This is a genomic window from Bradyrhizobium sp. NBAIM01 (assembly GCF_020194115.1).
In the GTDB taxonomy this organism is placed as follows: domain Bacteria; phylum Pseudomonadota; class Alphaproteobacteria; order Rhizobiales; family Xanthobacteraceae; genus Bradyrhizobium; species Bradyrhizobium yuanmingense.
In genome coordinates this window covers 1-26401 of record NZ_JADYVU010000028.1, presented here as the reverse complement: position 1 = coordinate 26401, position 26401 = coordinate 1, and the positions used below count along the sequence as shown (strand labels likewise).

Below are 26401 nucleotides of genomic sequence, written 5' to 3'. Positions count from 1 at the left end.
GGGTATGGCTGGTCTCCCGGCGGCGGGCGGGGCGGGGTCCTTACCCGCCCACCACCAGATCGTCCCGATGGATCATCTCGGCGCGGCCGCTGATGCCGAGGATGGTCATCACGTCAGGGGAGGAGCGGCCCTTGATCCGCTCGGCATCATCGGCGTCATAGGCGATCAGGCCGCGGCCGACCTCGCTGCCGTCGGGGCCGCGCACGATCACGGCATCGCCGCGGGCGAACTGGCCCTCGACCTTATTCACGCCGGCCGGCAGCAGGCTGGCCCCGGCCCGTAGCGCGGTCACGGCGCCGGCATCGATCGTCAGCGTACCCTTCGGCTCCAGCGTGCCCGCGATCCAGCGCTTTCGCGAGGTGATGGGATTGGCCGGCGTCAGGAACCAGGTGCAGCGGCCGCCATTGGCGATCGCCTGCAAGGGATGCTCGATCTTGCCGGAGGCGATCAGCATATGCGTGCCTCCGGTCGTCGCGATCTTGGCCGCCTCGACCTTGGTGCGCATGCCGCCGCGCGACAGCTCGGACTCGGCATCGCCCGCCACCGCCTCGATCTCCGAGGAGATGCTGTCGACGATGGGAATAAGCTTAGCGTTCGGATTGTTCTTCGGCGGGGCGTCGTAGAGCCCGTCGATGTCGGACAGCAGCACCAGCAGGTCTGCGCTCGCCATGGTCGCGACGCGCGCGGCGAGGCGATCGTTGTCGCCGTAGCGGATCTCGGTGGTCGCCACCGTGTCGTTCTCGTTGATCACGGGGATCGCGCGCCATTCCAGCAGCTTGCCGATGGTGGAGCGCGCGTTGAGATAGCGGCGGCGCTCCTCGGTGTCCTGCAGCGTCACCAGGATCTGGCCGGCGCCGATACCGTGGGCGCCAAGCACCTCCGACCAGATTCGCGCCAGCGCGATCTGACCGACTGCGGCCGCGGCCTGGCTCTCTTCCAGCTTCAGCGGGCCGCGCGGCAATTTCAGCCGGCTGCGGCCGAGTGCGATCGAGCCGGAGGACACCACGAGGACGTCGCGCCCTTCCTTGTGCAGCTTGGCCATGTCGTCGGCCAGTGCAGCCAGCCAGGACGCACGCACCTCGCCCCTGTCGGAATCCACCAGCAGCGCTGAGCCGACCTTGACGACGATGCGGCGGAATTGGCTGAGTTCGGGGCTGGCCATGTCTCTTGTGTGCTGGCGCTGGATGCGAATGACGGCGGAGCGACAGGCGGCGCCGATGAGCCCTGCTTTTGCAGCAGGACGGTGACCGGCGCAAGGCAGCCGGGATGGTAAACGACGCATGTCGGCCTTGTGTCAGCCGTCCGTCTGGCTCTAATGGCGATCAACGATAAACGGGCCGAAAGAGGAAACGAATGGATCGCCGCAAATTCATGGCCGGATGCCTCGGCCTGCCGCTGTTCGCGCAGGCGGGTGGTGCGCGGGCGCAGGCCGGGCTGACGAAGATCATCTTCCCGTTTGCGGCCGGAGCCGGCGGCGACACGCTGTGCCGGCTGGTCGCGCAGGAGATGGCTCCGCTGCTGCAGCGGACCGTCGTGGTCGAGAACCGCACCGGCGGCGACGGCCTGATCGGCATCAAGGCGGTGAAAGGCGCGAGCCCCGACGGCAGCATGGTGCTGGTGACAACAGGGCCGACCATGTATCTGCTGCCAATGGTGGAGGCGACGCCGAGCTTCGACACGGCCAGGGATTTCATGCCGGTCTCCTTGCTGGCACGGTTTGAATTCGCGCTGGTGATCGGCCCGGGCATCGATGCTGCCGATTTCAAAGCGTTCGTAGCGTGGCTGAAATCGCATCCGGACAAGACCTCGTTCGGAGTGCCGAGCAACGGCACCATTCCGCATTTCACCGGCTCCAAGCTCGAGAAGGATCTCGGTATTCCCCTGACCCGCGTGCCCTATCGCGGCAGCGCGCCGATCCTTAACGACCTCGTCGGCGGCCACATTTCCTTCGGGATCACCACGCTGGCGGACGCGCTGCCGCAGCACCGCGCCAAGGGCGTGAAGATCATCGCGGTCGCGAGCGCGGAACGTTCACCCTTCGCGCCGGACGTGCCCACGCTGAAGGAGAGCGGCATCGATCTCGTTGCCGACGCCTGGTACGGCATGTGGCTTCCCGCCGGCAGCCCGCCGGAGTTCGCGAGCAAGCTCGGGGCGGCGGCGAGCGCGGCGCTTGCCAAGCCGGAGGTGAAGGAGAAGTTGACGGCGATCGGGCTGATTCCGATCGGCAGCAATGCGGACGCGCTATCCAAGGAGCTCGCCGCGAACACCGCGCTGTGGCAGCCGATCGTGAAGGCGACGGGCTACAAGATCACGAATTGAAGGCTGCCTCTTCTCCCTCTCCCCGCTCTTACGGGGAGAGGGTTGGGGTGAGGGGCTGTCTCCGCGAAAGCGCTGGCAATTGAACTCGCGGAGAGTCCCCCTCATCCGGAATTTGCTCTCGCAAATTCCGGCCTCTCCCCGCAAGCGGGGAGGGGCTGCTTCACATCTTCGCGCGCTGGGCGATGCCGTCCTTGATCGCCGCGAGCTCTTTCTCGTCCCAGATGCCGATCAGGATGCCACCCCTCACCTGGAGCTGACTATCCGCATAGGCGGCGATCTTCTCGCGTGGTGTGGTGATATGATCGTTCGGATGCAGCGCCCAGTCGAACAATTCGGCCTGGAGCCGTGCGATGATGCCGGCGCAATCAGGATCGTCGCCGCGATCCAGATATTCGTCCGGATCGGTTTCGAGGTCGTACAGCATCGGGCGGAAGCCGGAGGCGTGGATGTATTTCCAGCGCCCGTCGAACACCATGAACAGGCGGCAGCGCTCGATCGGCTGGTTCAGCTTCAGCCGCACGTCCTGCATGGAATAGTCGTATTCGGAGAATGCGACCTTGCGCCAGTCGCCCGGCTTCTCGCCGCGCAGCAGCGGCAGCAGCGAACGTCCTTCGAGGATATGGCCCGCCACCTTGCCCCCGAAATAGTCCACGAAAGTCGGCGCGAGATCGATCGCCTCAACCAGCGCATCGCTGCGCGTGCCGCGCGTCGCATCGGCCTCTTTCGAAGGATCGATGATGATCAGCGGGATCTTTGCCGATTGCTCGTGGAACAGGTCCTTCTCGCCCATCCAGTGATCGCCGAGATAGTCGCCATGATCGGAGGTGAACACGATCATGGTGGTGTCGAGCAGGCCGCGCTCACCTAAAAACTTCATCAGCACGCCCATCTGATCGTCGATCTGGGTGATCAGGCCCATATAAGTCGGGATCACCTTCTCGCGTGCATCATCGCGCGCCATGTTGCGGGAATAGCGCATGTCCATGTAGGCGCCGAACACCGGATGCGGATTCTGCCGCTCGCGCTCCGAGCGGATCACCGGGATCATGTCATCCGTCGAATACATGCTGGCATAGGGCTCCGGCGCGATATAGGGCCAGTGCGGCTTGATGTAGGACAGATGCAAACACCAGGGGCGGCCGTCCGTTTCCGCCTCGCTGATGAAGTCCATCGCGCGCCGCGTCATGTAGGGCGTCTCGGAATGCTCTTCTGGCACGCGCGCGGCCTTGTCGGCGTGCACCAGCAGCCAGCCGTTCTGCAAGCTGCCATCCTCGGCAGCGCCGGAATTGGCCCAGTGCTCCCAGGGATTGGTGGCTTCAAAACCCTGCTTTCGCAGATATTCGTCGTATTTCGGGCGTGGCCGTCCGGTCGGATGCAGGCCGTCGTCGCGCTCGTAAGGCTCGAAGCCGCACTCGGCGACATGCACGCCGATCATCGATTCCGGCGGGATGCCGAGCGCCTTCATGCCTTCGATATCAGGCGCCATGTGGGTCTTGCCGACCAGCACGTTGCGCACGCCGATCTTGTTGAGGTGATCGCCCAGCGTGGGCTCGCCGACGCGTAGCGGCCAGCCGTTCCAGTGCGAGCCGTGCGAGCGCATATAGCGGCCGGTGTAGAACGACATCCGCGACGGACCGCAGATCGGCGATTGCACATAGGCCTTCGTGAACAGCACGCCGCGCTTGGCCATGGCGTCGATGTTCGGTGTCTTCAGCGTGGGATGGCCGGTGCAGCCGAGATAATCGTAGCGAAGCTGGTCGCACATGATCCAGAGAACGTTCTTCGCGCGCGCCATGCGTTGTCCCTGCCGTTTCTTGATTGTTTGATGCTGCGCTATCGCGGGCGCGAAGACAAGCCGGTGATGCGCGCGCTCGCAGCGATAGACTCCGCTGTCGTCCCCGCGAAGGCGGGGACCCATAACCACAGGGAGTCGTTTGGCGAAGACTCGTCGTTCGGTACTTCGACCCTTCGCAACAGATAGATCACGCGGTATGGGTCCCCGCCTTCGCGGGGACGACGTTGGGGAGAGAGTTTAAGCCGACCACGGCTCCGCTTCGGCCGCGCTCTTGGCCTTGGCGGAGACCGGGCTTTCGCCGATCACATCGGCCAGCGCGCGCAACGCCTCCTTGACGCCCTGGCCGGTGGCGCCCGACAGCAGCAGCGGCGTCTTCTTGGCGGCGCGCTTCAGGCGGTCCTTCTGCTTCTTCAGCTCGTCCGGCTCGACCGCATCGATCTTGTTCAGCGCGACGATTTCGAACTTGTCGGTGAGCTGGCCGCCATAGGCGTCGAGCTCCTTGCGCACGGTCTTGTAGGCCTTGCCGGCGTGCTCGCAGGTGGCGTCGACCAGATGCAAGAGCACGCGGCAGCGCTCGACATGGCCGAGGAAGCGGTCGCCGAGGCCGGTGCCTTCATGCGCGCCCTCGATCAGGCCGGGAATGTCGGCCAGCACGAATTCGCGGCCGTCGGCGTTCACGACGCCGAGCTGGGGATGCAGCGTGGTGAAGGGATAATCGGCGATCTTCGGCTTTGCCGCGCTGACCTTGGAGAGGAACGTTGACTTGCCCGCATTGGGCATGCCGACGAGGCCGGCGTCCGCGATCAGCTTCAGCCGCAGCCAGATCCAGCGCTCCTCGCCGGGCTGGCCGGGATTGGCGTTGCGCGGCGCACGGTTGGTCGAGGACTTGAAATGCGCATTGCCGAAGCCGCCATTGCCGCCTTCGGCCAGCACGAACTTTTCGCCGACCTTGGTGAAGTCGTGGATCAAGGTCTCGCGATCCTCGTCGAAGATCTGCGTGCCGACCGGCACCTTCAGCACGATGTTCTTGCCGTTGGCGCCGTGGCGGTCCGAGCCCGAACCGTTCTCGCCCTTCTGCGCCTTGAAATGCTGCTGGTAGCGGTAGTCGATCAGCGTGTTGAGGCCGTCGGCGACCTCGATGATGACATTGCCGCCGCGGCCGCCATTGCCGCCGGAGGGACCGCCGAATTCGATGAACTTCTCGCGGCGGAACGCCACGCAGCCGTTCCCGCCGTCACCGGAGCGGATATAGACCTTTGCTTCGTCAAGGAATTTCATGGGCCATAGGTAGGCCAGCCGGCCCCCTGCGGCAACCCGGATCGGTCCGCAAATCGGCTGAAATTCCGCGAATCGGACCCCTTGCTTAATCCACCGGCCGCCGCCGGATCAGGAATTTCTGCGTGCCCTCCAGCACCAGCTCCTTGCGCTGGTTGAACACGGTGCTGCGCAGCGTCACCACGCCGGTGCTGCGCCCCGACACGAGCTCCGTGACCTCGAGCGCGGGATAGATGGTGTCGTCGGCGAACACCGGCTTGAGGAACCGGCTCGACTGCTCGAGGAAGCCGACCAGCGAGTCCTCGACCAGGAACGGAAACAGGCCGGCGCCGGGCGCGGTGTGGATCAGGGTCTGGAAGCCGTGGGCGAGCAGATGCGGCATGCCGCGGGCGCGGCAATACTCCACGTCGTAATGCACGGGGTGGGTGTCGCCGCTCGCGGTCTGGAATGCGGCGAACACCGCCGAGGTCTGGGTCCGGCTCGGCAGCACGAAGCGTTCGCCGACGACGAAATCCTCAAACCAGCGTTGCGTCGGGATCATGCGATGCCGGGTGGGATCGAAGTCGGTCATGTCAAAGCTCTCTTTTCGTCGCTGGGCGCTTATCGCTACCGCGATGCAAACAATGCGACAATCCGTTCAATTCGGCTTGCGCGGGCTTGCCGCGGCGGCTGCCGTCATTAAAACGACTGCAAGCGACTCTATTCGCCTGCTTTCGCCGCTATCTCCCCGTCATTGCGAGCGCAGCGAAGCAATCCAGAATCCCTCCCCGGAAAGATTCTGGATTGCTTCGTCGCAAGAGCTCCTCGCAATGACGAGCCCCCGAACCTGCAACTCGTCGCAATGCCCCTGTTCAAGAATCTCTCCGCCTATGACGATCGCTCCGCGCGCCTGGCCGGCATCGGGCTCATGGTGCTGTCGATCTTTATGTTCTCGTTCGGCGACGCCATGGGCAAGTTCCTGGTCGGGACCTATTCGGTGGGGCAGCTGCTATTCCTGCGCGCCTGCGCGGCACTGCTCCTGCTGTCGCCGCTGATCTGGAAGCAGCGTCACCAGTTTCTGCATCTGGAGCGGCCGGGCCTGCAGCTGGTTCGCGTCGTGCTGTCGACGCTGGAAGTCGCGGCCTTCTTTCTCGCAACCGTCTATCTGCCGCTCGCCGACGTCATCACCTATTATCTCGCCGGCCCGATCTTCGTCACCGCGATGTCGGCAATCTTTCTGGGCGAGAAGGTCGGCTGGCGGCGCTGGACCGCGATCCTGATCGGCTTCTGCGGCGTCTTGATCGCGCTGCGCCCCTCGGCGCAGACCGTCAGCCTGCCGGCCCTGATCGCGCTCGGCGGCAGTCTTTCTTTCGCGACCTTGATGCTGATCACGCGCAGCCTGCGCAAGACGCCCGACATCGTGATGGCGTCCTCGCAATTCCTCGGCACGTTCTCGCTGGGCGCAGTGCTGTCGATGTTCAACTGGGTGCCGCCGACGCCGGGCAGCCTCGCGATCTTCGCCGCCGCCGGGCTGGTTTCGGTCACCGCGCTGTTCTGCGTCAACCGTTCGCTCAAGCTGGCGCCGGCCAGCGTCGTGGTGCCCTATCAATATTCGATGATCGTCTGGGCGGTGATCTTCGGCTTCGTCGTGTTCGGCGACGTCCCGTCCATCGCAACGCTCGTCGGCGCCGCAATCATCATCGGCGCCGGGTTCTACATTTATCTTCGGGAGCGCGATCTGGGACGTGAGAGCGACGAGGTCAATCCGCCGGCGTAGCCACGACGTCGTCCCGGGGCGCGCGCAGCGCGAGCCCGGGACCCATAGCCCTAGGGAGCAATTGGACGACGACCCGGAGTGGGCGCTTTGCCCCACACTGCGCTCCGGGATTATGGATCCCGGGCTCGCGCTACGCGCGCCCCGGGATGACAATTGTGAGTGCGGCGCCTCGCCCTACCGCACCCTCCTCGCACTGCTCCAGCTCTTCAGCGAGGCCCACACCCCGCGCGACAGGCGGAAGCAGTCGACGGGGGTCGAGGAGCCGAGCGCCAGGAAGCGGTGCAACTGCACGCCGCTCCACTGGAAGCCGCACTTCTCCAGCACCTTGCGCGAGGCTGGATTGGTAACGCGCGCGCCGGCGTAGAGATGCTCGTCCTCGAACTCCTCGAAGAAGAAATCGATCGCGCCGCGCGCCGCCTCGGTGGCAAAGCCCCGACCCCAATGCTCGACGCCGAGCCAGTAGCCGAGCTCGGCATTGCCGGGCTTGGAGCAATCGATGCCGACCATGCCGACCGGCCCGCTGTCGTGCTCGATCAGGAACACGGTCTCGCTGCCGAGTTCGGCGGTGGCGCGGATGAATTCGGCGGCGTCGTCCTGCGAATAGGGATGCGGCAGGCGGCGCGTGTTCTCGGCGACGCGGCGGTCGTTGGCGAGCCGGGCGATGGTCCTGACGTCGGCCAGCGTCGGCCGCCGCAAGGTCAGCCGCTCGGTGGCGACGACGCTGGGTCTCGCCTCGGCCAAGGTCACGCTCGAGAAATCCTGCAACATGTCCGGCTCCGTGAAAGTCACTAAGTCAAAGCGCAAAGAACAAAGTGAGCAAAGAAAAGGGGAGGCCGGTTTCCCGCCTCCCCTTGGAGCCTTCGATCTCTTGCGATCTCTAGGACTCCGCCGGTTCAGTCGGGACCGGCGGACTCCGTTTTTGTCCACCGTCTATTCAGCAGCCTCGGCAAGCGGGAGCACCGATACGAAGGTGCGGCCGTTGGCTTTGGCTTGAAACGCAACGCGGCCCTCGATCTTGGCGAACAGAGTGTGGTCCGTACCCATGCCGACATTGAGGCCGGGGTGCCAGGTCGTGCCGCGCTGACGCGCAATGATGTTGCCGGGCGTGACGATCTCGCCGCCGAACGCCTTGATACCGAGGCGCTTGCCCTTGGAATCGCGACCGTTGCGCGATGAACCGCCTGCTTTTTTGTGAGCCATGGCTCGTCTCCGAAATCCTGCGTAGTTCTAGGTCAATTCCTTGACGGAATCATTTCAAAACGTCGCACGCATCAATTCGTGAATTGGCGTGATCGGTTTTGCGTTACTCGGCGGCTTCCGCTGTCGGCTCCTTTACCACCTTCTCCTTCTTCGGACGCGGGCCCTTGGTGGGCTTGGCGCCGTCCGTCAGAATCTCGCTGATGCGCAGCACGGTGATCTCGTCGCGATAGCCGCGCTTGCGGCGCGAGTTCTTGCGGCGGCGCTTCTTGAACGCGATGACCTTCGGGCCACGCTTGTGGTCGAGCACCTCGACCGCGACGGACGCGCCTGCGACCGTCGGGACGCCCAGCACCGGCGTGTCGCCGCCGACCACGAGCACTTCATTCAGCTGCACGATCGAGCCGACTTCGCCTTCGATCTTGCCTACTTCGAGAACATCATCCGGCACGACGCGGTATTGCTTGCCGCCGGTTTTGATGACTGCGAACATCGTTCTTTCTCCGTGTTCAATCCCGGCCTCGGGACGTGGATCGTCCGGGTCGGCTTTTTGTCAGTCGCTATGGGTTTATCTGCGTTTTGTGCGGGTGGGAGTTATCCCTTTGAAACCCCACGCAAAAACAAGCGGCGCGAGAAACGCCCCGCGCCGGCTGTGGGACTTATAGCGGCCGAGCGCGCCAAGTCAAGGAAAACTGGGCGAAAACCGCCCGGATTTGAAGGCTTTGGCCGCGCTGAAAGCGCGCAGCCGAATCTCGGGTGGGCTTTGCAACAAACGGGTTCCCCCGCAGTTGTCCCGGCCGGAACAGGAAAGCGGGGCAAGGGCTCTCATGGCAACAGACGAATTGGTCAAAACAACGGGCATTGCCCAGCATGGCGCCGAACGGCTGCCATCGGTCGATGTCGACAGCTTCAACATCGAGATCAAGGACGAGGACGGCTTTCTCGGCGACCGCGCCAGCAAGGGCGCGTTCCGGGAGGTGCTCGAGCGCTGGCGCAAGCCGCTGCGCAAGACGGGGGAGGACCCGTTCGGGAAGGTGCCGACCGAGGAGATCAACAAGAAGACGCTGGACGCCATCCTGATCGGCGACGACACCGAGGCCTCGGCCGTGGTGCACAGCGCGATCGAGGATTTCTCCCAGGAGCTCGCTTATGTCACGCGCCGATTCCTCAAGACCAAGGCCTGGGCCAAGACCGAGCGCATCGTCGTCGGCGGCGGCTTTCGCGATTCAAGGCTCGGCGAGCTCGTGATCGCCCGGGCCGAGATCATCCTGAAATCCGAGGGCTTCAAGATCGACCTGCAGCCGATCCGCCATCATCCTGACGAGGCCGGCCTGATCGGCGCGCTGCACCTGGCGCCGTCCTGGATCTTCGAGGCTCATGACAGCATTCTCGCCGTCGACATCGGCGGCACCAACATCCGCTGCGGCGTGGTGGAAACCGGCTGGAAGAAAGCCAAGGATCTGTCCAAGGCCAAGGTGGTGCATGCGGAGCTGTGGCGTCACGCCGACGACGAGCCGACGCGCGAAGGCGCGGTGAAGCGGCTGACCAAGATGCTGAAAGGGCTGATCACGGAAGCCGAGGCCGAAGGCTACAAGCTCGCGCCGTTCATCGGCATCGCCTGTCCCGGTGTGATCAACCCGGACGGCTCGATCGAGAAGGGCGCGCAGAATCTGCCGGGCAATTGGGAGAGCAGCAAGTTCAACCTGCCGGCGAGCCTGATCGAGGGCATCCCCGCCATTGGCGAGCACGACACCGCGATCCTGATGCACAATGACGGCGTGGTGCAGGGGCTCTCGGAAGTACCGTTCATGCAGGACGTTGACCGCTGGGGCGTGCTCACCATCGGCACCGGACTTGGCAATGCGCGCTTCACCAATCGCCGCAAGGAAGGCAACGGCAAGGACCGGGATTCCACGGAGAACGGGAAGAAAAAAGGTAAAGCGGACAAGGAGTAACCTTGACCGGTTAGGTTAAGGACCGGATTGCGTTGCGGACCGCCCGTCGCACGCTAGGGTCGAATCGTCGCTTCCACTCGGCCGGCGAAGCCGCCCTTCACGGCCAGTATTTCAATAAGCGGCACGGGACCGCCAGTGTTTACCGCGTCTGGCGGTCCCACCCCGTTTTTCTCCTCAGCTCCAGCCGATGCGCGCAAAGAACGCGGCGATCTCGCGTGCCGCGCGATCCGGATCTTCCCGATGCGGGAAGTGGCCGACGCTGGGAAACATTTCGAGGTCGAGATCGCTGAAGGTCTCGGACAGCCGGTCGGTCCAGCCAAAGGGAAACAGCGGATCGTGCTCGGCCCAGCGCACGCAGGTCGGCACCGCGATCGGCGGCAGCCTGGGCGCTTCGCCCTTCATCATCGCCACGCGCCCGGCATGCGAGGCGCGGTAATGCGCAAAGCCACCGGCGAGGTTGCCGTCTTTCAGGAAATTGTCAGTGAAGGCGTCCAGCACGTCGTCGAAGGCGTTTGTCCGGTGCGCCCAGCCGCTGAGGAAATGGCTGATATAGAGCCGGCAGCTCTCCCTGCTCGCACCGATGAGCTTCGGCGCCATCTCCATCTGGTGAAAGGACTGATACCAGATGTGGTTGAGCCGATCGGGCGCGGCCATGCGCGGGCCGATGCCGGGATAGACGAAATCGAAGAAGAAGAGTCCCGTGAGCCGCTCGGGCGCCAGTCGGGCCAAGGGCTGCATGACAGCGCCGCCGACATCGTGGCCGACGACGCCGAATCGGTCGATGCCGAGCCGGTCCATCAGCGCCAGCATATCGGCGGCATGGCCGTCCGGTCCGTAAGGTCCACCTGGCTTGTCGCTGTCGCCGAAGCCGCGGAGGTCAGGCGCGACAAGCGTGAACCGGTCCGAAAGCCTCGATATCACCGGCTCCCAGGTCAGCCAGAATTCGGGCCAACCATGCAGCAAAAGCAGCGGTTTTCCCTGTCCGGCGCGGACCAGGTGGAAATCGGCGCCATTGGCCGAGATCGTGAGATGCTCCATGGCAGTTCCTTCCAGAGGCGGCCGCGTGGGGGCAAAAGAGGCAGCGGATTTTGCTCTTTCGCGCCTTGTCTGGCCCGCCATCCTCGCCTATTAACGCCCCCAACCACAGGGGCCCAGCTCCTAATATGGCGCCTTCAGGAGAGGTGGCAGAGTGGTTGAATGCACCGCACTCGAAATGCGGCATAGGTGCAAGCCTATCGGGGGTTCGAATCCCTCCCTCTCCGCCAGCTCAGCGACCCCCCTCTCAATAGCTCCGCAAATCAGCCTGATGCCGGTGCCGTTCGGCCCGCCAGCACCGCCCGCGCCGTCGCCACAAACGCCTGCGCCGCGGGCGACAGCGTCCGGCCTTGGCGCTGCAGCAGCGACACGGGGCGGGTGAGGGCGGGGCGCACCAGCGGTCTTGCGATCAGTGTCGGGAACTGGTCGGCCGGCAGCATCGTCGCGGGAAGGATGGCGAGGCCGAGGCCCTGCGCCGTCATGGCGAGCGCGGTGTTGATCAGGGTCACTTCATAGGTCGGATCGAGGCGCTTGCCCTGCGCGCTCAGGGCCTGATCGATCTGCATGCGGATGCGTGTCTCGCTGCGCATCGCAATCGTCGGCAGTTGCACCAGCTCGTCCCAGGTTAGGGACCGACGCGCGGCGAAGTCCGCGGTGCGACGGCCGATCGCGCTCAGGCGGCCGCTCGTCAGCGTCTCGATCGTCATGTCCGCGAATTCGCCCTCCACGCTGCCGATCGCGAACTCGGCATCGGTCGTGCTCAGCCGTGGCACGAGATCGTCGGCGGCGACGTCGCGCATGTCGATCTCGATGTCGGGATGACCAGCGCGGAATTTCGCCAGCACCATGGGCAGCAGCGCCGATGCGGTGCCGGCCGAGGCGAGGAACACGACCCGGCCTGCGCGGGCCTGCGCGAGGTCACGCATGCGGCGCGACAGGCCTTGCGCATCGCTCAGCATGCGCTCGGCGGCGGCGAACGCCTCGTCGGCGGCCAGCGTCGGGTGCACCGAGCGCGTGGAGCGGTCGAACAGCTTGACGCTGAGCTCGGCCTCGAGCTGCTGGATCAACAGGCTCGCCGCCGATTGCGTGATGCCGAGCTCGCGGGCGGCCCGCGTGATGCTGCGCGTCCGGTACACGCCGGTGAAGACCCGCAACTGGCGCAATGTGACATTCATGGCGAAATCTCATGAATTGATGAGTTCTTTCCGACTTATCGCATAAACGGACCTGCAATAAAATGCATGCTGTGCGGACGGAAAGAATCCGCGGCAAGGATTGGAGCGAGCATGAGAGCGCAAGTGCTGGTGGTGGGCGCCGGGCCCGTCGGGTTGACCGCGGCGATGGATCTCGCTTCGCGCGGCATCGATGTCGTCGTCGCGGAAATCCGCCACGCCGGCGATCCGCCCAGCGTCAAGTGCAATCACGTGTCGGCGCGCTCGATGGAGATTTTTCGGCGGCTCGGCGTCGCCGCCCGCTTGCGCGATGCGGGGCTCCCTGCGGACTTTCCCAACGATTGCTCCTATCGGACCACGGCGACCGGGATCGAGCTTTGCCGCATCGACATTCCCTCCCGTGCGCGCCGCTATAGCGCGACCGGTGGCCCCGACACCTGGTGGCCGACGCCCGAGCCGCCGCACCGGATCAACCAGGTCTATCTCGAGCCGATCCTGTTCAGCCATGCCGCTGCGCAATCACGCATCAAGATCCTGGCGCGCACGGAAATCACCGACATCGAGCAGCACGACGACCATGTCGTCGCGCTGGCGCGCGATCTCGACAGCGGACATTCGCTCCGCATCGAAGCCAGCTTCGTGATCGGCTGCGACGGCAGCCGATCCCTCGTCAGAAAAGCAATCGGTGCCAGCCTGTCCGGCACGCCGGTGATCCAGCGCGTGCAGTCGACCTTCATCGAAGCGCCGCAGCTGAAAGAGCTGATGGGAGCGCACAAGCCGGCCTGGATGGTGCTCTCGCTCAATCCGCGCCGCTCCGGCACTGTTGTTGCCATTGACGGTCACGACCGCTGGCTGATCCACAATCATCTGAAGCCGGACGAGCCCGAGTTCGACTCGGTCGATCGCGACTGGGCCATCCGTGCCATTCTCGGCGTCGACGAGCGCTTCGAATACCGCGTGCTCAGCAAGGAGGATTGGGTCGGACGGCGCCTCGTGGCCGACCGCTTCCGCGACCGCAGGGTCTTCATCTGCGGCGACGCCGCGCATCTGTGGATGCCCTATGCCGGCTACGGCATGAATGCGGGCATCGCGGATGCCGTCGATCTCTGCTGGCAATTGGCGGCGCATCTGAACGGCTGGGCGCCGGCTGCGATCCTCGATGCCTATGAGGCGGAGCGCCAGCCCATCACCGAGCAGGTGTCGCGCTTTGCGATGGACCATGCGATGAAGATGATGGCGCAGCGCGGCGGCGTGTCCGCCGAGATCGAGGACGACACGCCGCGCGGCCAGGCGGCGCGCGCGGCGCTGGCGAAAGCGGCCTACGATCTCAACGTGCAGCAATATTGCTGCGCCGGCCTCAACTTTGGCTACTATTACGACGCCTCGCCGATCATCGCCTATGACGGCGAGACGCCGCCGCCTTACGCGATGGGCAGCTTCACGCCATCCACCGTGCCGGGCGCCCGCGCGCCGCATTTGTTCTTGCGCGACGGACGCTCGCTCTACGACGCCTTCGGCCCCGGCTACACATTGCTGCGGTTCGATCCGGCAATCGATGTGACGCGGCTGCAGGACGCCGCAAAGGCGCGCGGCGTGCCGCTCGCGCTGGTCGACGTCGCGCCGGAGGAGGCGAACGGCGCCTATGCCGAGAAGCTCGTGCTGGCGCGGCCCGACCAGCACATCGCCTGGCGCGGGCAGTCGGCGCCGGAGAACGCGCAGGGCCTGCTGGCCCGTATCACTGGCGCTGCGGCGTAGGACGACATCGAGCGGACGGCCTGGCGACGTAGCTCGCCAAGCCGAGTTTCAAAAACAGAATACATGGAGGAGACCGTGTTTCACGTTGCAAGACGCCGCATCCTGGCCGCGCTGACGGCCGCCGCTTTCGCACTGTTGCCGGTGGCGGCGGCCCGAGCCGCCTATCCCGAGCAATTGATCAAGATCATCGTGACCTTCCCGCCCGGCGGCAGCGCCGACACGGTCATCCGCGCGCTCGAGCCGCTGGTCACCGCCGAGCTCAAGCAGGGCCTGGTGATCGAGAACCGCGCCGGCGCCGGCGGCAACATCGGCATGGCCGCGGTCGCGCAGGCCAAGCCCGACGGTTATACGCTCGGCGTGGCGCCGGCGGGTGCGTTGACCGTGAATCCGCACCTCAATGCCTCGATGCCGTTCGCGCTGAAGGATCTCGCGCCCATCACCCTGCTCGCGGAAATTCCCTTTGTGCTGGTCGCGTCCGCGAATATCCCGGCGCGTACACCTGCGGAGACCATCGCGCTCGCCAAGGCGAAGCCGGGTGGGCTCTCGATCGGGCATGGCGGCAACTCGACGGCGATGCACTTGACCGCCGCGCTGTTCACGCAGAGAAGCGGGATCGCGATGGAGCTGGTGCCGTATCGCGGGACGGCGCCGGCGGCGGTCGATGTTCTCGCAGGCCATGTCCCGTTCGCGGTGCTGGATATTCCGGCATCGCGACAATTGATCCTCGAAGGCAAGCTCAACGCGATCGGCGTGTCCTCCGCGCGCCGCCTTGCGTCCCTGCCCGATGTGCCGACGCTGGCCGAGAGCGGCCTTGCCGGTTTCGAATCCGTCGGCTGGTTCGGGCTCGTTGCTCCTGCCGGCACGCCTGCGGATGTCATCGCCCGACTGAACGAGGCCTTCGCCAAGGCGCTGAAGGACCCTGCCGTGGCGGAGAAGATCCGCACCCTCGGCGCGGAGCCTGCGCCGACCTCGCCCGAGCAGTTCGGCCGCTTCATTCAGGACGAAAGCGCGAAATGGGGCAAGCTGATCAGCGAGGCCGGCATCAAGGCAAACTAGAGCGGACCGATTCGATCTAAAGCCATTCCGCTTTAGCGCTTTCCGCTTCCCCGATAACGCACGTGATCGACCAGCGCGCGCAGCTTCGGCGGAAGATTCCGCCGATCCGGAAAGTAGAGGAAGAAGCCGGGGAAGAACGGGCAGAATTCCTCCAGCAGGGGCACCAATTCTCCGCGCTCGATATACGGCTTGAACGTCTCTTCCATGCCGAATGTCAGGCCGCCGCCCGCGCAGGCGGTCCGCACCATGACCCACATATCGTTGGTCGTGATCCTCGGCTCCACTGCGACGTCGAACTCGCGCCCTCCTTCCGCAAATTCCCAGCGGTAGGGCGCAACATGCGGCGCCGGCCGCCACCCGATGCAGCAATGCTGCGAAAGCTCGCGCGGGTGCGAGGGCGCGCCGAACCGCTGCAGATAGGCGGGAGCTGCCACGACCAGCTGGCGCTGGTCGCCCGAAACCGGCACGGCGATCATGTCCTGCTCGATCACCTCGCCGAGCCGGACGCCGGCATCAAAGCCCTCGGCCACGATGTCGAATTCCTCATCGGTCACGGTGACGTCGACCTGCACGCCGGGATTGGCCTGCGCGAATTCGGCCAGCAATGGACCGCGAATGAATCGCTCGGCGATCGATGAGACGGCGAGGCGCAGCTGCCCCGTCGGCTGCGCGTCCCGGTCGCGGGCGCCGTTGATGGCCCGTTCGACTTCGGCGACTGCCGGTGCCACACGCTCGTGCAAGCGCAGGCCGGCCTCGGTCAGACTGACGCTGCGCGTCGTCCGCTGCACGAGCGCCACGCCCAGCTGGTCTTCCATGCGTCGGATAGCCTGGCTCACGGCGGATCGGGTCACCCCTAACCGCTCGGCGGCGCCACGGAAGCTCTTGGCTTCCGCGACCGCGATGAAAACGGCGACAAGGTTCAGGTCGGTGGTCATTGGTTAGCCGAGCTTACCACCCCAGTCATCATTGGCCAACTTCTCTCACCTCTCGCCAGGGGCTATCTCGGAGCCACACGAAGGAGGGCTCTGATGAGGTCACTTGATCAATACCGCCTGCTCGGCCGCTCCGGCCTGCGCGTATCGCCGCTCGCACTGGGGACGATGACCTTCGGGACCGAGTGGGGATGGGGCGCCGATCCCGGCGAGGCCCGTCGGATCTTCGACCTCTACGTCGACCGCGGTGGCAATTTCATCGACACCGCGGTGAACTACACCAACGGCGCCTCCGAGCGCCTGGTCGGCCAGTTCGCACGGGACAAGCGCGATCGTCTCGTGCTCGCCACCAAATTCACCATGGCCCGCGATCCCGGCAACCCCAATTCCGGCGGCAACCACCGGCTCAACATGGTTCGTTCCGTGGAGCAGAGCCTGCGGCAGCTCGAGACCGATCGCATCGACCTGCTTTACCTCCACAGCTGGGATGCGACGACACAGCCGGATGAGGTGATGCGCGGCCTGGACGATCTCGTGCGCAGCGGAAAGGTTCTGTACATCGGCATTTGCAACACGCCGGCCTGGCGCATTGCACAGCTGCAGACGATCGCAGATCTGCGCGGCTGGTCGCCCTTCGTTGCGCTGCAGATCGAATATAATCTGGTCGAGCGCACCGTCGAACACGAGCTCATCCCGCTCGCGGCAAGCCTTGGCCTCGGCGTGCTGCCCTGGTCGCCGCTCGGCGGCGGCGTGCTCACCGGCAAGTACAGCCGGGCCGATCTCAGGGATTCCCAGGAGCGCGCCGTCGGAACCACACGCGCCTCGATCATCGCGTCATCAGGCCTCCTCAACGAACGATCGCTGGACGCGGCCGAGATGGTGCGAGCCGTCGCCTGGGAGCTCGGCGCGACGTCCTCGCAGGTGGCGATTGCGTGGACGCTGGCCAATCAAGCGGTCACCGCGCCGGTGATCGGCGCCCGCACGCTGGAGCAGGCGGAAGACAATTTTGGCGCGGTCGGGATCACGCTGTCGCCCGAGCAGATGGCGCGCCTCGACCAGGCGACCGCGCCCGATCCCATCTTTCCAGGCCGCTTCCTGCGCCGCCCGATGGTCGAGCAGCTCATCTTCGGCGGCGCCGCCGTCGCCCGGCGCGGCTAGATCGAGCAACAACGCGACCGACCATGCGCGCAACACTTCGGGGCAGACGACATCTTGCACCAGAAAGGGAGACACCAATGGCAACCATGCTCAATCGCGCGCTTGCGTCCTGCGTCTACGCGGTCATCGTCACGGCATCCACCCTGACGACGGCCGCACCCTGCGGGCAGGCCAATTCCGTGCCGGAAGACAACAAGCGGATCGTCACCGACGCGTTCGATCGCTGGGCGGCGGGAGGCACCACCTTCTTCAATGACCTGCTGCACGAGAGCGTGGTGTGGCGCATCAGGGGATCCGGTCCAAGCGCCGGCGAATTCCGGGGCCGCGATGTCTTCATTGATCGCGCGGTCCGCCCGTTCGCCAGCCGGTTGTCGACCCCGGTCCGCCCCACTTCCGTGAGGATTTACGCCGATGGTGATCACGTCATCGCGCATTGGGAAGGCAGCGGCGTGGCGCGCGACGGCAAGCCTTACGCGAACTCTTACGCGTGGATCCTGCTCATGCAGGACGGCAAGGCGGCGGAGGTCACGGCCTATCTCGACCTCGCACCCTATGACGACGTCCTGCGGCGCATTCCTTTGCCTGCGCGATAGGCCGCACATGAGAGTGATGTCGCTTGTGGCCATCCTTCGAGACGCCCGCCCTTGGCGGGCCCTCAGGATGAGGACCGAGTGTGTGGCGCGAGTTTAGCGGGCTCCGATGCCGCTTAGCCTCATCAGGATGAGGCTAATGCCCGTCGAAATTGCTGCCGCGGACTCCATCCTCATCCTGAGGAGCCCGCTGCAAGCGGGCGTCTCGAAGGATGGCCGCAGGGAAAACTCTCGAATGCGATTCACCCTCCTGCGAGCAGGACTTGAACCCATCGCCTGTACGATCCGACCTAGCAAGGTCCCGCCATCCGGCGGGGCCTAAGTGATCCCAGGACGATGTTCGACAAAACCTACCGGCAGCGCCTCGAAGCCGATCTTGCGCGATGGGAGGCCGACGGCGTGATTGCGCCGGCGGCGGCAGCCAGCATCCGCAGCGCGCTGCCGCCGCTTCCGGCCGGCATCAACATCGCGGTCGTCGTCGCCATCGTCGGCGGCCTCCTGATCGCGGCCGCGTTCCTTGCCTTCGTGGCCGCGCACTGGACCGAGATCGCGCGCCTTATGCGGTTTGCGATCCTGATCGCCGGCATGGCCGCCGCCGGCGGTCTCGGCGCCTGGTTCGCGGCGAGGCAGCGCACAATTCTCGCCGATCTCTGTGCCAGCATCGGTGCGATCATCTTCGGCGCCGGCATCGCGCTGGTCGGACAGATGTACCACCTCGGCGAGGACTTTGCCGGCGGCATGCTGCTGTGGTCGATCGGCGCGTTTGCCACAGCTTTGCTGACCGCCTCGCGCGGTGCGCTCGCGGTTGGTCTCGTCGCCGCCTCGATCTGGACCTGCATGCGGATCACGGACGCGTCCGACGTCCTGCATCTCCCGTTCGTGGCGGTCTGGCTCATCGCCGCCGCACTCGCCTTCGCATGGAATTCCCGCGTCGCGGCCCATCTCGTCGCGCTGGCGCTGCTGCCGTGGTGGATCGCGACCTCGCTCCGCTTCGAATTCGAGGGCACCCAGCCGTCCTTCGTGCTCGCGAGCGGTGCGGCGCTGCTGTTCGGCGCCGGGCTCGCGATCGCCGCCGCGCCGTCGTCGCGCGCGCTCCGGCTCGGCAGCGTCCTGTCGGTTTACGGCGCGTTTTCACTGGCCGCCGCCGCGTTCCTGGAGGTGACCACGGTCGACGATCTCGTCCGCTTTCGCGAGGGGTCCATTGCGGGCCAGCCGCTCTGGGCGATCGCGTGCGGAAATGCCGGCGTGATCCTCGCGCTGGCCTCGGCTGCGATCACCAGGCGCGCGGGAGAGCTGCTTGCAGCAGCTGCGATCGCCCTGGTCCTGCTCGCGGCGCCGGTCTGGCCGGCCTCCATGGCCGGCGAATCCTGGCTCGCCTATGCCGCGCTGCTCGCGGCCATGCTGTGTCTCGTCGTCTCCGGCATGCTCGACGACGTGCGCCCGCGCATCGTCGCGGGCTGGCTCGGGATAGCCGGGGTCATCGCTGGCATCACCTGGGCGGTGAAGGGATCGCTGCTGCGCCGCTCGGCCTTCTTGGCAGTGGCGGGCGTCGCGGCCGTCGCATTCGCCACCGCGCTCAATCGCATGCTGCCGAGGGCCGGACGATGAACGGGATGATCGCACCCCTCACCGCGTTCTGGCAGCGCATCCCCAAAGCCGTGCTGTTCGGCATCGCCGTCCTGCTGCAATGTGCGTTGCTGGCGCTGATGGTCGTCGACCGCATGCAGATCCTGCGTAACGGCGTCGAGGTGACCTTGCAGACTCAGCCGGTCGATCCCCGCGATCTCCTGCGCGGCGACTATGTCGTCCTCAGCTACGAGATCTCGCAAGTGGCGGCAGGCAACCTCAAAGGCAAGGTAGCGGATGCGCGCCACCCTGATGTCTTCGTCAAGCTCGCGCCCAATGTCGGCGGCATCTATCAAGCCGTCTCGGTGCATGCCGAGCCAGTCGCGGTCACCGCGCCCGAAGTGCTGATCCGCGGCCGCGTCGCCAATTACGGCGGGTCCTGTGGCGACGACCGCCGAAGGTTCTGCGACAAGCTGCCGATCAAATACGGCCTCGAAAGCTATTTCGTGCCCGAAGGCGAGGGCAGGAAGCTCGAGGATGCCCGCAACCAGCAAAAGCTGCGCATCGTCGCCGCCGTGCTGCCCTCAGGCCGCGCGGCGATCAAGCGGCTGCTGCTGGATGGGGAGAGGGTGTACGAGGAGCCGCTGTATTAGGGGGGCTGCGTTATGACGAACGATTGCCATGGCGCTCGTGCACTTCTTCCGCTTGCGGGAGGGGCAGCAGCCTATCGATGGATGCCTTCAGGAGAGGCGGCAGAGTGATAGAATGCACCGCCCTCGAAACACGGCATAGTGCAAGCCTATCGGGGGTTCGAATCCCTTCTCTCCGCCAGTACGCGCTCAAGTTCTTCGTTGATATCAGCGGTGCCGCGATGATCCGGCGACGTCGATAGCAGCCAGTTTGCTCCCGCGCGTTTATTTGTTAGCTAGCGAGAGGGAGCCTCCCCGGGCGGGAATAGGAGCCGGGTCCGTCAGGCCGAAGATCAAGGTTTCAATCTCCTCAAGGGGCACCGCCAGATCCCTTGCGATATCTCGTTTGGTTAATCGCTTTCCCCATAAAACGGTAAGTACCTTGGCTAACACCGTTGACGTCTCGCGATCGATGCCTAGCGGTTCACCGCTTCTGTATCCCATTTTGCCGAGTTCGATGCAGATTGACCGATGATTCCAATCCGAGAGCACGTCCAGCTTGTGTAGTCTATAAGCTAAGGCCATGGCAGAGACTTTCCAGCGGGACTTTTTGGCTACGATTTGATTCGCGGTAGAGATGTGGGCCGCCGCGTTTAGAACGTCTGCCTCGGGCATGAGAAATGCTGAAGCAAATTGGTCGGCTTGGGATTCTGCATCTCGATCAGATTTCGCTCCGGCGTGATGGTGAAGCACTAGGTGAGCAAGCTCGTGGGCGCTGTCGAAAACTGATCTCTCTGCGGTCTTTTCCTGGTTGAGAAAAATATAAGGTCGATCGTTCCGCCAGAACGAATACGCATCAACATTGCTTGTGTTTTCCGACAGCGAAAGGATACGAACGCCCTTCGATTCGAGCAGTTTGAGCACATTTCCAATCGGACGCTCGCCGAGACTCCAATGCTGACGAAGCAAGCGAGCAGCGCTTTCGGGCCGCGTCCGTTCCTTGCTAAGGTCTATCAAGTCCGGTCTTGGGAGATTAAAGCGAGCGTCGATCCAATCATACAGGGCGATGCCCAAGCTTCCCGCCGCCAATGACGCATCCCGCTCTGCGGCCCCCATCTTTTTCAAGCTGCGGAAGCTTACAGTGTCTGCATCCAGGACGTCTGGGGATACTAAAAAGAAGAACTCACGTGGATACCGAAGCGCGTTACTCAATCGTTCTACTACATAGCTCTCTGGCTGATGCCCGTTCTCGATCTTGGACACCGTTACGGGTGTTATGCCCGCTAGGTCGGCAAGTTTCTTGCCGGAAAGCTTGCGACGTTGTCGCGCTATCTTGAGTCGCTCAGCGTTGAACATCAAATCTATTCTTTGAACGAAACTTCAACGTCAAAGTCTTCGATGGGGCCGGTTTCGGGATCCATTTCGCTCTCCCACGTTCCGCTGGGCCTGAAAACAAAGATTCTCTCGTGAAAGTGTCGATAAGTGCCGTCCAAAATCACGGGGTGGGAAAGCTCGACACTTCCGTCTTCGCCTACCATAACGTAGTAGGTTGCAGTGCCGTCGTCGCTTACGGCCGTAAGAGGGCCCGGTTCAACGCCGAAATGCTGAAATAGGTTAGGACCGCACAGATTCTCGGAGGCGCTGCCCTTCGCTGATCGCGGATGAGGCGGGAAGATTGTGTCACACGCCCTATCAACATTGTGGAAGCCGATACGCAGGCCCAGAGAGCGATTGATGACGGCTTCAACGTTGCCTGTCCTGTCTGGGTGCCAACCTCCACCGATCAGTTGACGGCGAAGTTCTTGAACCCCAAAAATGTATGCGAGCGTGCCGGGCGCATTTAATGGCATCAGAGGGCTCGCATCGTCGGCCCAACTCGTAGCCATTTTCGCAATTTCGATGAATTGTTCCCGCGTCAGACCCCAATCTTGGAGCCGACGCTCTACGTCATTTTCGCTGTCAAGTACCGCAGTTCTGAATGTGGGCACGGTCGGCTCCGTTTAAGAATCGGATCCTCATTAGAGGGGATAAAAATTAAACGCACAAGCCTGTTTGCGGACTTTTAGTCGAAGTCTGTGTATATTTGGCCAAGTAGCTCATGGAATCGTGGGGAAGTATGGGTAGCTGGGACACTTATCTCAATGGCAATCGCTTCGGCGACCTCCTTGGTCGTCCAAAGCCCGTGGGGCAGCCGCAAGGCCCGGCATTTGCTAACGGCCAATTCCGCCTGCCTCAGGAACGCGATCATGACCGGATTTTGTTTTCGACCCCCTTTCGTCGGATGGGGGACAAGACACAGGTCTTTCCGCTCGAGAGTATCGAAAGCATCCGCACGAGGCTGACCCATTCCTACGAGGTTGCGAATCTTGCACGCTCGCTAGGTACTGAGATTGCGGTTCTTCATAAGGAGCATCTTCCGGCCGACGCCATCAGGTCGATCCCCTCGATCCTTGCCGCGGTTGGATTGGCTCACGACATCGGCAACCCGCCTTTTGGTCACCAGGGAGAGAATGCGATCCGAGCTTGGTTCCGACGACGCTCGACCGAGCTGTTTGATGCTGTCGCGGACGGTAACAGTGCGGCCTCGCTGCAGCAGGACTTGAAGAAGCTGACCCAGCAGCACAAGAACGATTTCCTGCTATTCGAGGGTAACGCCCAGACGCTTCGCGTAGTAACTAAACTCCAGGTGATTGGCGACGATCTCGGACTCAATCTAACGCTGGGAACGTTGGGCGCGCTTATGAAATACGTTGCGTCATCAAGCAATACGAGTGACAAGAACCAAGCGCGGAAGAAGGTGGGATTTTTCACTTCCGAACAAGCTCTAGTAGAAAAGATGCGAGCAGAGGTTGGGTTGAGTGGCGATGCACGGCATCCGTTGGCGCTCGTAATGGAAGCTTGTGACGATATCGCTTACTCCGTTCTAGACGCCGAAGATGCCATCAAGAAGGGGTTAGTTTCCCTCAATGATCTTCTTGCATCATTGGATCACCCAGGAACGGATCCCGTCATCAGTCACCTCAGTGAGTTGGCGAGATGGGAGTACGACGTATTGCGGAAGCAGAAGCTACACCCCGCCGAGTTGCAGGATGTTTCGACGCAAAAATTCCGAGTGCATGCCATTCACTTGATGGTGTGTGCGGTTGCTGAGGCTTTCAATGCAAACTATGCCGCGATTATGGACGGTACGTTTGATGGTGAGCTTATCAGGGTTTCCGCTGCCGGCCCGTTGTGCCAAGCGCTGAAGGTGTTCGATAGAGAGAATGCCTTCAATCACAAGTCTGTTCTGGAAGTGGAGTTGAACGGCTACAACACGCTTAACAAGCTCATGGATTTTCTATGGGTTGGGATTTCTCAACGCGAGCGTTTCGAAGATGTCGACAGTAAGCGCACTTCGCCTTTTGCGGCGTATGTTTACAGTCGAATTTCAAAGAACTATCGACGTATATTCGAAGAAAAGGTGACAAGACACCACCCGAACGCAAATCTACCTATTCGCTACAGAGAAATGCAGCTTCTTACCGACATGGTTTCTGGCATGACGGATCAATTCTGCATTGATCTACATGACGATCTCTTGAAGCATTATCGCCTGATGTGATCATGGAACGTCAGCTGAAGCGTAAAATCCACTATTTCATCAAATCGCCGTATCGCGGGCGGGCAGATGTACGCAGCACGTTACGCGATCTAAGCGCTCAGGGACGTCTCGCTATTGTTGGTGGGATGCTGCGAGATGTCGCACTGTTTGGCAACGCTGGCTTTAGGTCGGATTTAGATCTTGTTATCGATCCGTACGACCTAGCAGCTTTCGATCGCCGTATGGCGAATGTCGGTGCGCGCGTAAATCGTTTTGGCGGTTATTCTCTTCCCTCGCATAAATGGCAGGTTGATGTTTGGCCTTTGGAGAGAACTTGGGCTCACCGAGAGGGCTACGTTCGAGTAAGAACCATATGGGACTTGCGCGACGCAACTTTCTTCAGATGTGACGCGATCGTCTACGATTTCGCGAGTGATAGGATTGGAACTGCTCCGGGCTATTTTGACGAGCTAAAAAACAAGCTGCTCGACATTAATCTCCGTCCCAATCCTAATCCAAAAGGGAATGCGGTTCGTGCGTTTCGCTATGCTTTGCTCAAGGGCTTCCAGTGGAAGTTGGGAGTTGCGCAGTTTGTAGCGGAAACCATAGACGAAATAGGCTGGAAAGCGCTCGTGGATGATGAGCTGCGCTCTTTTCGAAGTCAGCATATCGAAAGGATTCGTATCGACGAATTTGAAAGGGCGCTGCGTGAATATCTGGCGTCATCGAGCGACGAGCCGTTCGCTCCTGGTCAATTTCAAAGAATAGTGCAATTGGAACTGCCGCACGTGAAATGAGGCAGAAGAGTCTACTTTGTGGTTACGGTGACAGTGCATTAAACGCGTCGTGTCCGGTGGCGACACCGGGGCAAACAAAAGCCGTACAGGCGCCGACCGCGCAATTCGGTTGCGTTCGAGAGATCGACCAAAACTCGCCAATCAGACCTCTGCAAGAATGAAACTGTGCTCCCGTTTTGCCCGGCGGGTCAAATGATGAGAGACGTCATTCGAAGTAAGCCGAGACCAGGATCAATTCTCATCTCTCCACCCTCCTCGCTCTCAGCGCCGCAACACCGCGATCATTGCGCGTCACCAGCGTCAGATTGTGCATCAACGCGGTTGCCGCGAGCAGGCCGTCGTGCCGTAGTCGCCCTCTCGTAGACCTTGTCAACCCGCGAAATCATCACGATGATCACCGCGTCGTAGCATCGCTCGCGAGGCCTTCATGCGAAAATGCGAAGTTGCCGTGCTGGGTCTGGGGCTCATGGGCGGAGCAGCGCTGGGCGCATTGCTGGATGCCGGCGTGGATGCGCTCGGCTTCGACCCTGTCGCAGCAGGTTCGGATCGGGGCTCGTCACATGGTTCATGTCGCATTTTCCGTCGCTTCAATTTCGAAAACCCCAACTACACCAGCCTGAGCGACGAGGCTCATGCCGGCTGGATCCGGCTGCAGAGCGAAAGCGGTCAAACAATTCTGACGGAAACCCCTGTTTTGGAGGCCGGCCGCCCCGGCTCGGCCATGGTGGCGTCCTCGCGCGCGGCCGCGATCGCGAAAGGGCGTCCGGATCCGATGTTGACCGCGGCTCAAGCGAACAAGCAATTTCCGGCTTTCAGCCTGCCCGGCGACTGGGACGTTGTCGTGCAGGACGGTGGCGCAATCCTGCGGACCGAGGTCGTCATGAAACTGATGCGCGCACGCGCTGGCGCGCGCGTGATTCCGGAACGCGCGAGCTTCGCGCCGCGCCACGACGGCGTGTCGATCCGCACGGATACCGAAGAGTTCTTCGCCGAGCGCGCGATTCTGGCGCTGGGCCCATGGCTCGGTCGCGCACTGCCGCCACTCGCCGCGCTGCTGAACGTGACCCGACAGGCGGTCGGCTGGTTCGCGCCTGCTAGCCCCGAGAGCGTGGCGCTCGGTCGTTTCCCGATCTTCATTCTGGACCGAGGTCCTGATGACACCGTCTACGGCTTTCCGGACTTCGAACAGCGCGGCGTCAAAGCTGCGCCTCACAACCACGGGCCCGTGGTCGGCCCTGACGACTGGGGTCCGCACGCCACCGATGGTGAACTCCGCTCCGTGGGCGAAGCGTTGGCCGCCCTCGTCCCGGGTGCGGCCGGGCCCATCATCGATCGCGACGTCTGCCTCTACACCAACACCGCGCCCGCCGACCGCCGGCCCGATGCGGGCGAGGAATTCATCATTGATCGCTGGCCGGAGTCCCGCCTGATCGTCTGCTCCGCGTGTTCAGGCCATGGTGCGAAATTCGCGCCCGCCATCGGGCAAAGGCTTGCTCGCCTTGCCACCGATCCGTCCTACCAGGCAGAACCCTTCTTTCAGCTTTCCCGATATTCTCGATTTGCCTGAGCGGATGCCGGATGTTGCGGTGACAGTGCACGAAACGCGCACCGTCCGGCGGCAGACGCCTTCAAGGGACCCGGGCCAAAGCCCTGCCTGTCCGACCTCCTGCGACGATGCCACTATGCTCCTGTTTTGCCCGACGAAGCAAATCACGGGAGACGTCATTCGGAATGGGCCGCAACGATCGCCGCAAATTCTCGTCGGCTCGCACGGGTGCGCCGGAGAGACGAATCAAACCACGATTCCTTGGCTTTTCGGCTCCCGAAATCCCTG

General features: G+C 63.2%; 24 protein-coding genes and 2 tRNA genes. 14 read left to right on the top strand and 12 right to left on the bottom strand.

The window, feature by feature from the left end; all coding sequences use genetic code 11:
- Nucleotides 1–40: 40 nt before the first annotated feature.
- The gene (proB, locus tag I6F31_RS36155; protein WP_225187055.1) at nucleotides 41–1162 is read right to left on the bottom strand and encodes a glutamate 5-kinase; all 1122 of its coding nucleotides are present in this window, start codon (nucleotides 1160–1162) and stop codon (nucleotides 41–43) included.
- Between the two features lie 191 nt (nucleotides 1163–1353).
- Between proB and I6F31_RS36150 the strand changes: the two genes are divergently transcribed.
- Nucleotides 1354–2319 carry a Bug family tripartite tricarboxylate transporter substrate binding protein gene (locus I6F31_RS36150; protein ID WP_225141868.1) on the top strand — a complete coding sequence of 322 codons (966 nt, stop codon included), beginning with the start codon at nucleotides 1354–1356 and terminating at the stop codon, nucleotides 2317–2319.
- Nucleotides 2320–2479: 160 nt separating this feature from the next.
- Here I6F31_RS36150 and I6F31_RS36145 read toward each other — a convergent pair whose 3' ends face one another.
- The 3 genes from I6F31_RS36145 to I6F31_RS36135 all read right to left on the bottom strand — a co-directional run bounded on the left by I6F31_RS36145 (nucleotide 2480) and on the right by I6F31_RS36135 (nucleotide 5960).
- Nucleotides 2480–4114, bottom strand: a complete 1635-nt coding sequence (locus tag I6F31_RS36145) for an alkaline phosphatase family protein (RefSeq protein ID WP_225187054.1) — start codon at nucleotides 4112–4114, stop codon at nucleotides 2480–2482.
- A gap of 237 nt (nucleotides 4115–4351) precedes the next feature.
- A complete protein-coding gene (gene obgE, locus I6F31_RS36140) occupies nucleotides 4352–5392 on the bottom strand; it encodes a GTPase ObgE (RefSeq protein ID WP_225187053.1) in 1041 nt (346 codons plus the stop codon).
- An 85-nt stretch (nucleotides 5393–5477) separates the two neighbouring features.
- On the bottom strand, nucleotides 5478–5960 hold the full coding sequence (locus I6F31_RS36135; protein ID WP_225187052.1) for a MaoC family dehydratase: 483 nt from the start codon (nucleotides 5958–5960) through the stop codon (nucleotides 5478–5480).
- A 270-nt stretch (nucleotides 5961–6230) separates the two neighbouring features.
- On the opposite strand from I6F31_RS36135, the gene I6F31_RS36130 reads away from it, so the two are divergent.
- The gene (locus tag I6F31_RS36130) at nucleotides 6231–7145 is read left to right on the top strand and encodes a DMT family transporter (RefSeq protein WP_225187051.1); all 915 of its coding nucleotides are present in this window, start codon (nucleotides 6231–6233) and stop codon (nucleotides 7143–7145) included.
- Between the two features lie 174 nt (nucleotides 7146–7319).
- Here I6F31_RS36130 and I6F31_RS36125 read toward each other — a convergent pair whose 3' ends face one another.
- The 3 genes from I6F31_RS36125 to rplU all read right to left on the bottom strand — a co-directional run bounded on the left by I6F31_RS36125 (nucleotide 7320) and on the right by rplU (nucleotide 8835).
- Nucleotides 7320–7913 carry a GNAT family N-acetyltransferase gene (locus I6F31_RS36125; protein ID WP_036024657.1) on the bottom strand — a complete coding sequence of 198 codons (594 nt, stop codon included), beginning with the start codon at nucleotides 7911–7913 and terminating at the stop codon, nucleotides 7320–7322.
- Between the two features lie 162 nt (nucleotides 7914–8075).
- Nucleotides 8076–8345, bottom strand: a complete 270-nt coding sequence (gene rpmA, locus I6F31_RS36120) for a 50S ribosomal protein L27 (RefSeq protein ID WP_025032812.1) — start codon at nucleotides 8343–8345, stop codon at nucleotides 8076–8078.
- Nucleotides 8346–8448: 103 nt separating this feature from the next.
- Nucleotides 8449–8835: a 50S ribosomal protein L21 gene (rplU, locus tag I6F31_RS36115; protein WP_225137119.1), complete on the bottom strand. Its 387-nt coding sequence runs from the start codon at nucleotides 8833–8835 to the stop codon at nucleotides 8449–8451.
- Nucleotides 8836–9169: 334 nt separating this feature from the next.
- Here rplU and I6F31_RS36110 point away from each other — a divergent pair, with 334 nt between their 5' ends.
- Nucleotides 9170–10297: an ROK family protein gene (locus I6F31_RS36110; RefSeq protein WP_036008710.1), complete on the top strand. Its 1128-nt coding sequence runs from the start codon at nucleotides 9170–9172 to the stop codon at nucleotides 10295–10297.
- Between the two features lie 174 nt (nucleotides 10298–10471).
- On the opposite strand, the gene I6F31_RS36105 is transcribed toward I6F31_RS36110, so the two are convergent.
- Nucleotides 10472–11335, bottom strand: a complete 864-nt coding sequence (locus I6F31_RS36105) for an alpha/beta hydrolase (protein ID WP_225187050.1) — start codon at nucleotides 11333–11335, stop codon at nucleotides 10472–10474.
- Nucleotides 11336–11472: 137 nt separating this feature from the next.
- Between I6F31_RS36105 and I6F31_RS36100 the strand changes: the two genes are divergently transcribed.
- Nucleotides 11473–11562, top strand: a tRNA-Ser gene (locus I6F31_RS36100).
- A 33-nt stretch (nucleotides 11563–11595) separates the two neighbouring features.
- Here the strand turns inward: I6F31_RS36100 and I6F31_RS36095 are convergent.
- Nucleotides 11596–12507: a LysR family transcriptional regulator gene (locus I6F31_RS36095; RefSeq protein WP_225187049.1), complete on the bottom strand. Its 912-nt coding sequence runs from the start codon at nucleotides 12505–12507 to the stop codon at nucleotides 11596–11598.
- A 111-nt stretch (nucleotides 12508–12618) separates the two neighbouring features.
- On the opposite strand from I6F31_RS36095, the gene I6F31_RS36090 reads away from it, so the two are divergent.
- On the top strand, nucleotides 12619–14259 hold the full coding sequence (locus I6F31_RS36090) for an FAD-dependent oxidoreductase (protein WP_225175267.1): 1641 nt from the start codon (nucleotides 12619–12621) through the stop codon (nucleotides 14257–14259).
- Nucleotides 14260–14334: 75 nt separating this feature from the next.
- A complete protein-coding gene (locus tag I6F31_RS36085) occupies nucleotides 14335–15315 on the top strand; it encodes a tripartite tricarboxylate transporter substrate binding protein (protein ID WP_225115123.1) in 981 nt (326 codons plus the stop codon).
- 32 nt (nucleotides 15316–15347) lie between these two features.
- Here I6F31_RS36085 and I6F31_RS36080 read toward each other — a convergent pair whose 3' ends face one another.
- Nucleotides 15348–16250: a LysR family transcriptional regulator gene (locus tag I6F31_RS36080; RefSeq protein WP_225187048.1), complete on the bottom strand. Its 903-nt coding sequence runs from the start codon at nucleotides 16248–16250 to the stop codon at nucleotides 15348–15350.
- A 93-nt stretch (nucleotides 16251–16343) separates the two neighbouring features.
- On the opposite strand from I6F31_RS36080, the gene I6F31_RS36075 reads away from it, so the two are divergent.
- The 5 genes from I6F31_RS36075 (at nucleotide 16344) to I6F31_RS36055 (ending at nucleotide 20392) form a co-directional block, all read left to right on the top strand.
- On the top strand, nucleotides 16344–17405 hold the full coding sequence (locus I6F31_RS36075; RefSeq protein WP_225187047.1) for an aldo/keto reductase: 1062 nt from the start codon (nucleotides 16344–16346) through the stop codon (nucleotides 17403–17405).
- 77 nt (nucleotides 17406–17482) lie between these two features.
- Nucleotides 17483–17998 carry a nuclear transport factor 2 family protein gene (locus I6F31_RS36070; protein WP_225187046.1) on the top strand — a complete coding sequence of 172 codons (516 nt, stop codon included), beginning with the start codon at nucleotides 17483–17485 and terminating at the stop codon, nucleotides 17996–17998.
- A 333-nt stretch (nucleotides 17999–18331) separates the two neighbouring features.
- The gene (locus I6F31_RS36065) at nucleotides 18332–19603 is read left to right on the top strand and encodes a DUF2157 domain-containing protein (RefSeq protein ID WP_225187045.1); all 1272 of its coding nucleotides are present in this window, start codon (nucleotides 18332–18334) and stop codon (nucleotides 19601–19603) included.
- Nucleotides 19604–19608: 5 nt separating this feature from the next.
- Nucleotides 19609–20214 carry a GDYXXLXY domain-containing protein gene (locus I6F31_RS36060; protein ID WP_225187044.1) on the top strand — a complete coding sequence of 202 codons (606 nt, stop codon included), beginning with the start codon at nucleotides 19609–19611 and terminating at the stop codon, nucleotides 20212–20214.
- Between the two features lie 90 nt (nucleotides 20215–20304).
- Nucleotides 20305–20392, top strand: a tRNA-Ser gene (locus I6F31_RS36055).
- An 83-nt stretch (nucleotides 20393–20475) separates the two neighbouring features.
- Here I6F31_RS36055 and I6F31_RS36050 read toward each other — a convergent pair.
- The gene (locus I6F31_RS36050; RefSeq protein ID WP_225187043.1) at nucleotides 20476–21546 is read right to left on the bottom strand and encodes an ImmA/IrrE family metallo-endopeptidase; all 1071 of its coding nucleotides are present in this window, start codon (nucleotides 21544–21546) and stop codon (nucleotides 20476–20478) included.
- Nucleotides 21547–21551: 5 nt separating this feature from the next.
- A complete protein-coding gene (locus I6F31_RS36045; protein ID WP_225187042.1) occupies nucleotides 21552–22178 on the bottom strand; it encodes a hypothetical protein in 627 nt (208 codons plus the stop codon).
- 128 nt (nucleotides 22179–22306) lie between these two features.
- Between I6F31_RS36045 and dgt the strand changes: the two genes are divergently transcribed.
- From dgt to I6F31_RS36030, 3 genes are all read left to right on the top strand, one after another.
- A complete protein-coding gene (gene dgt, locus I6F31_RS36040) occupies nucleotides 22307–23791 on the top strand; it encodes a dGTP triphosphohydrolase (protein ID WP_225187041.1) in 1485 nt (494 codons plus the stop codon).
- A 2-nt stretch (nucleotides 23792–23793) separates the two neighbouring features.
- Nucleotides 23794–24567, top strand: coding sequence for a hypothetical protein (locus I6F31_RS36035; protein ID WP_225187040.1), 774 nt, complete (start codon nucleotides 23794–23796; stop codon nucleotides 24565–24567).
- 427 nt (nucleotides 24568–24994) lie between these two features.
- On the top strand, nucleotides 24995–26134 hold the full coding sequence (locus I6F31_RS36030; RefSeq protein WP_225187039.1) for an FAD-dependent oxidoreductase: 1140 nt from the start codon (nucleotides 24995–24997) through the stop codon (nucleotides 26132–26134).
- Nucleotides 26135–26401 lie beyond the last annotated feature (267 nt).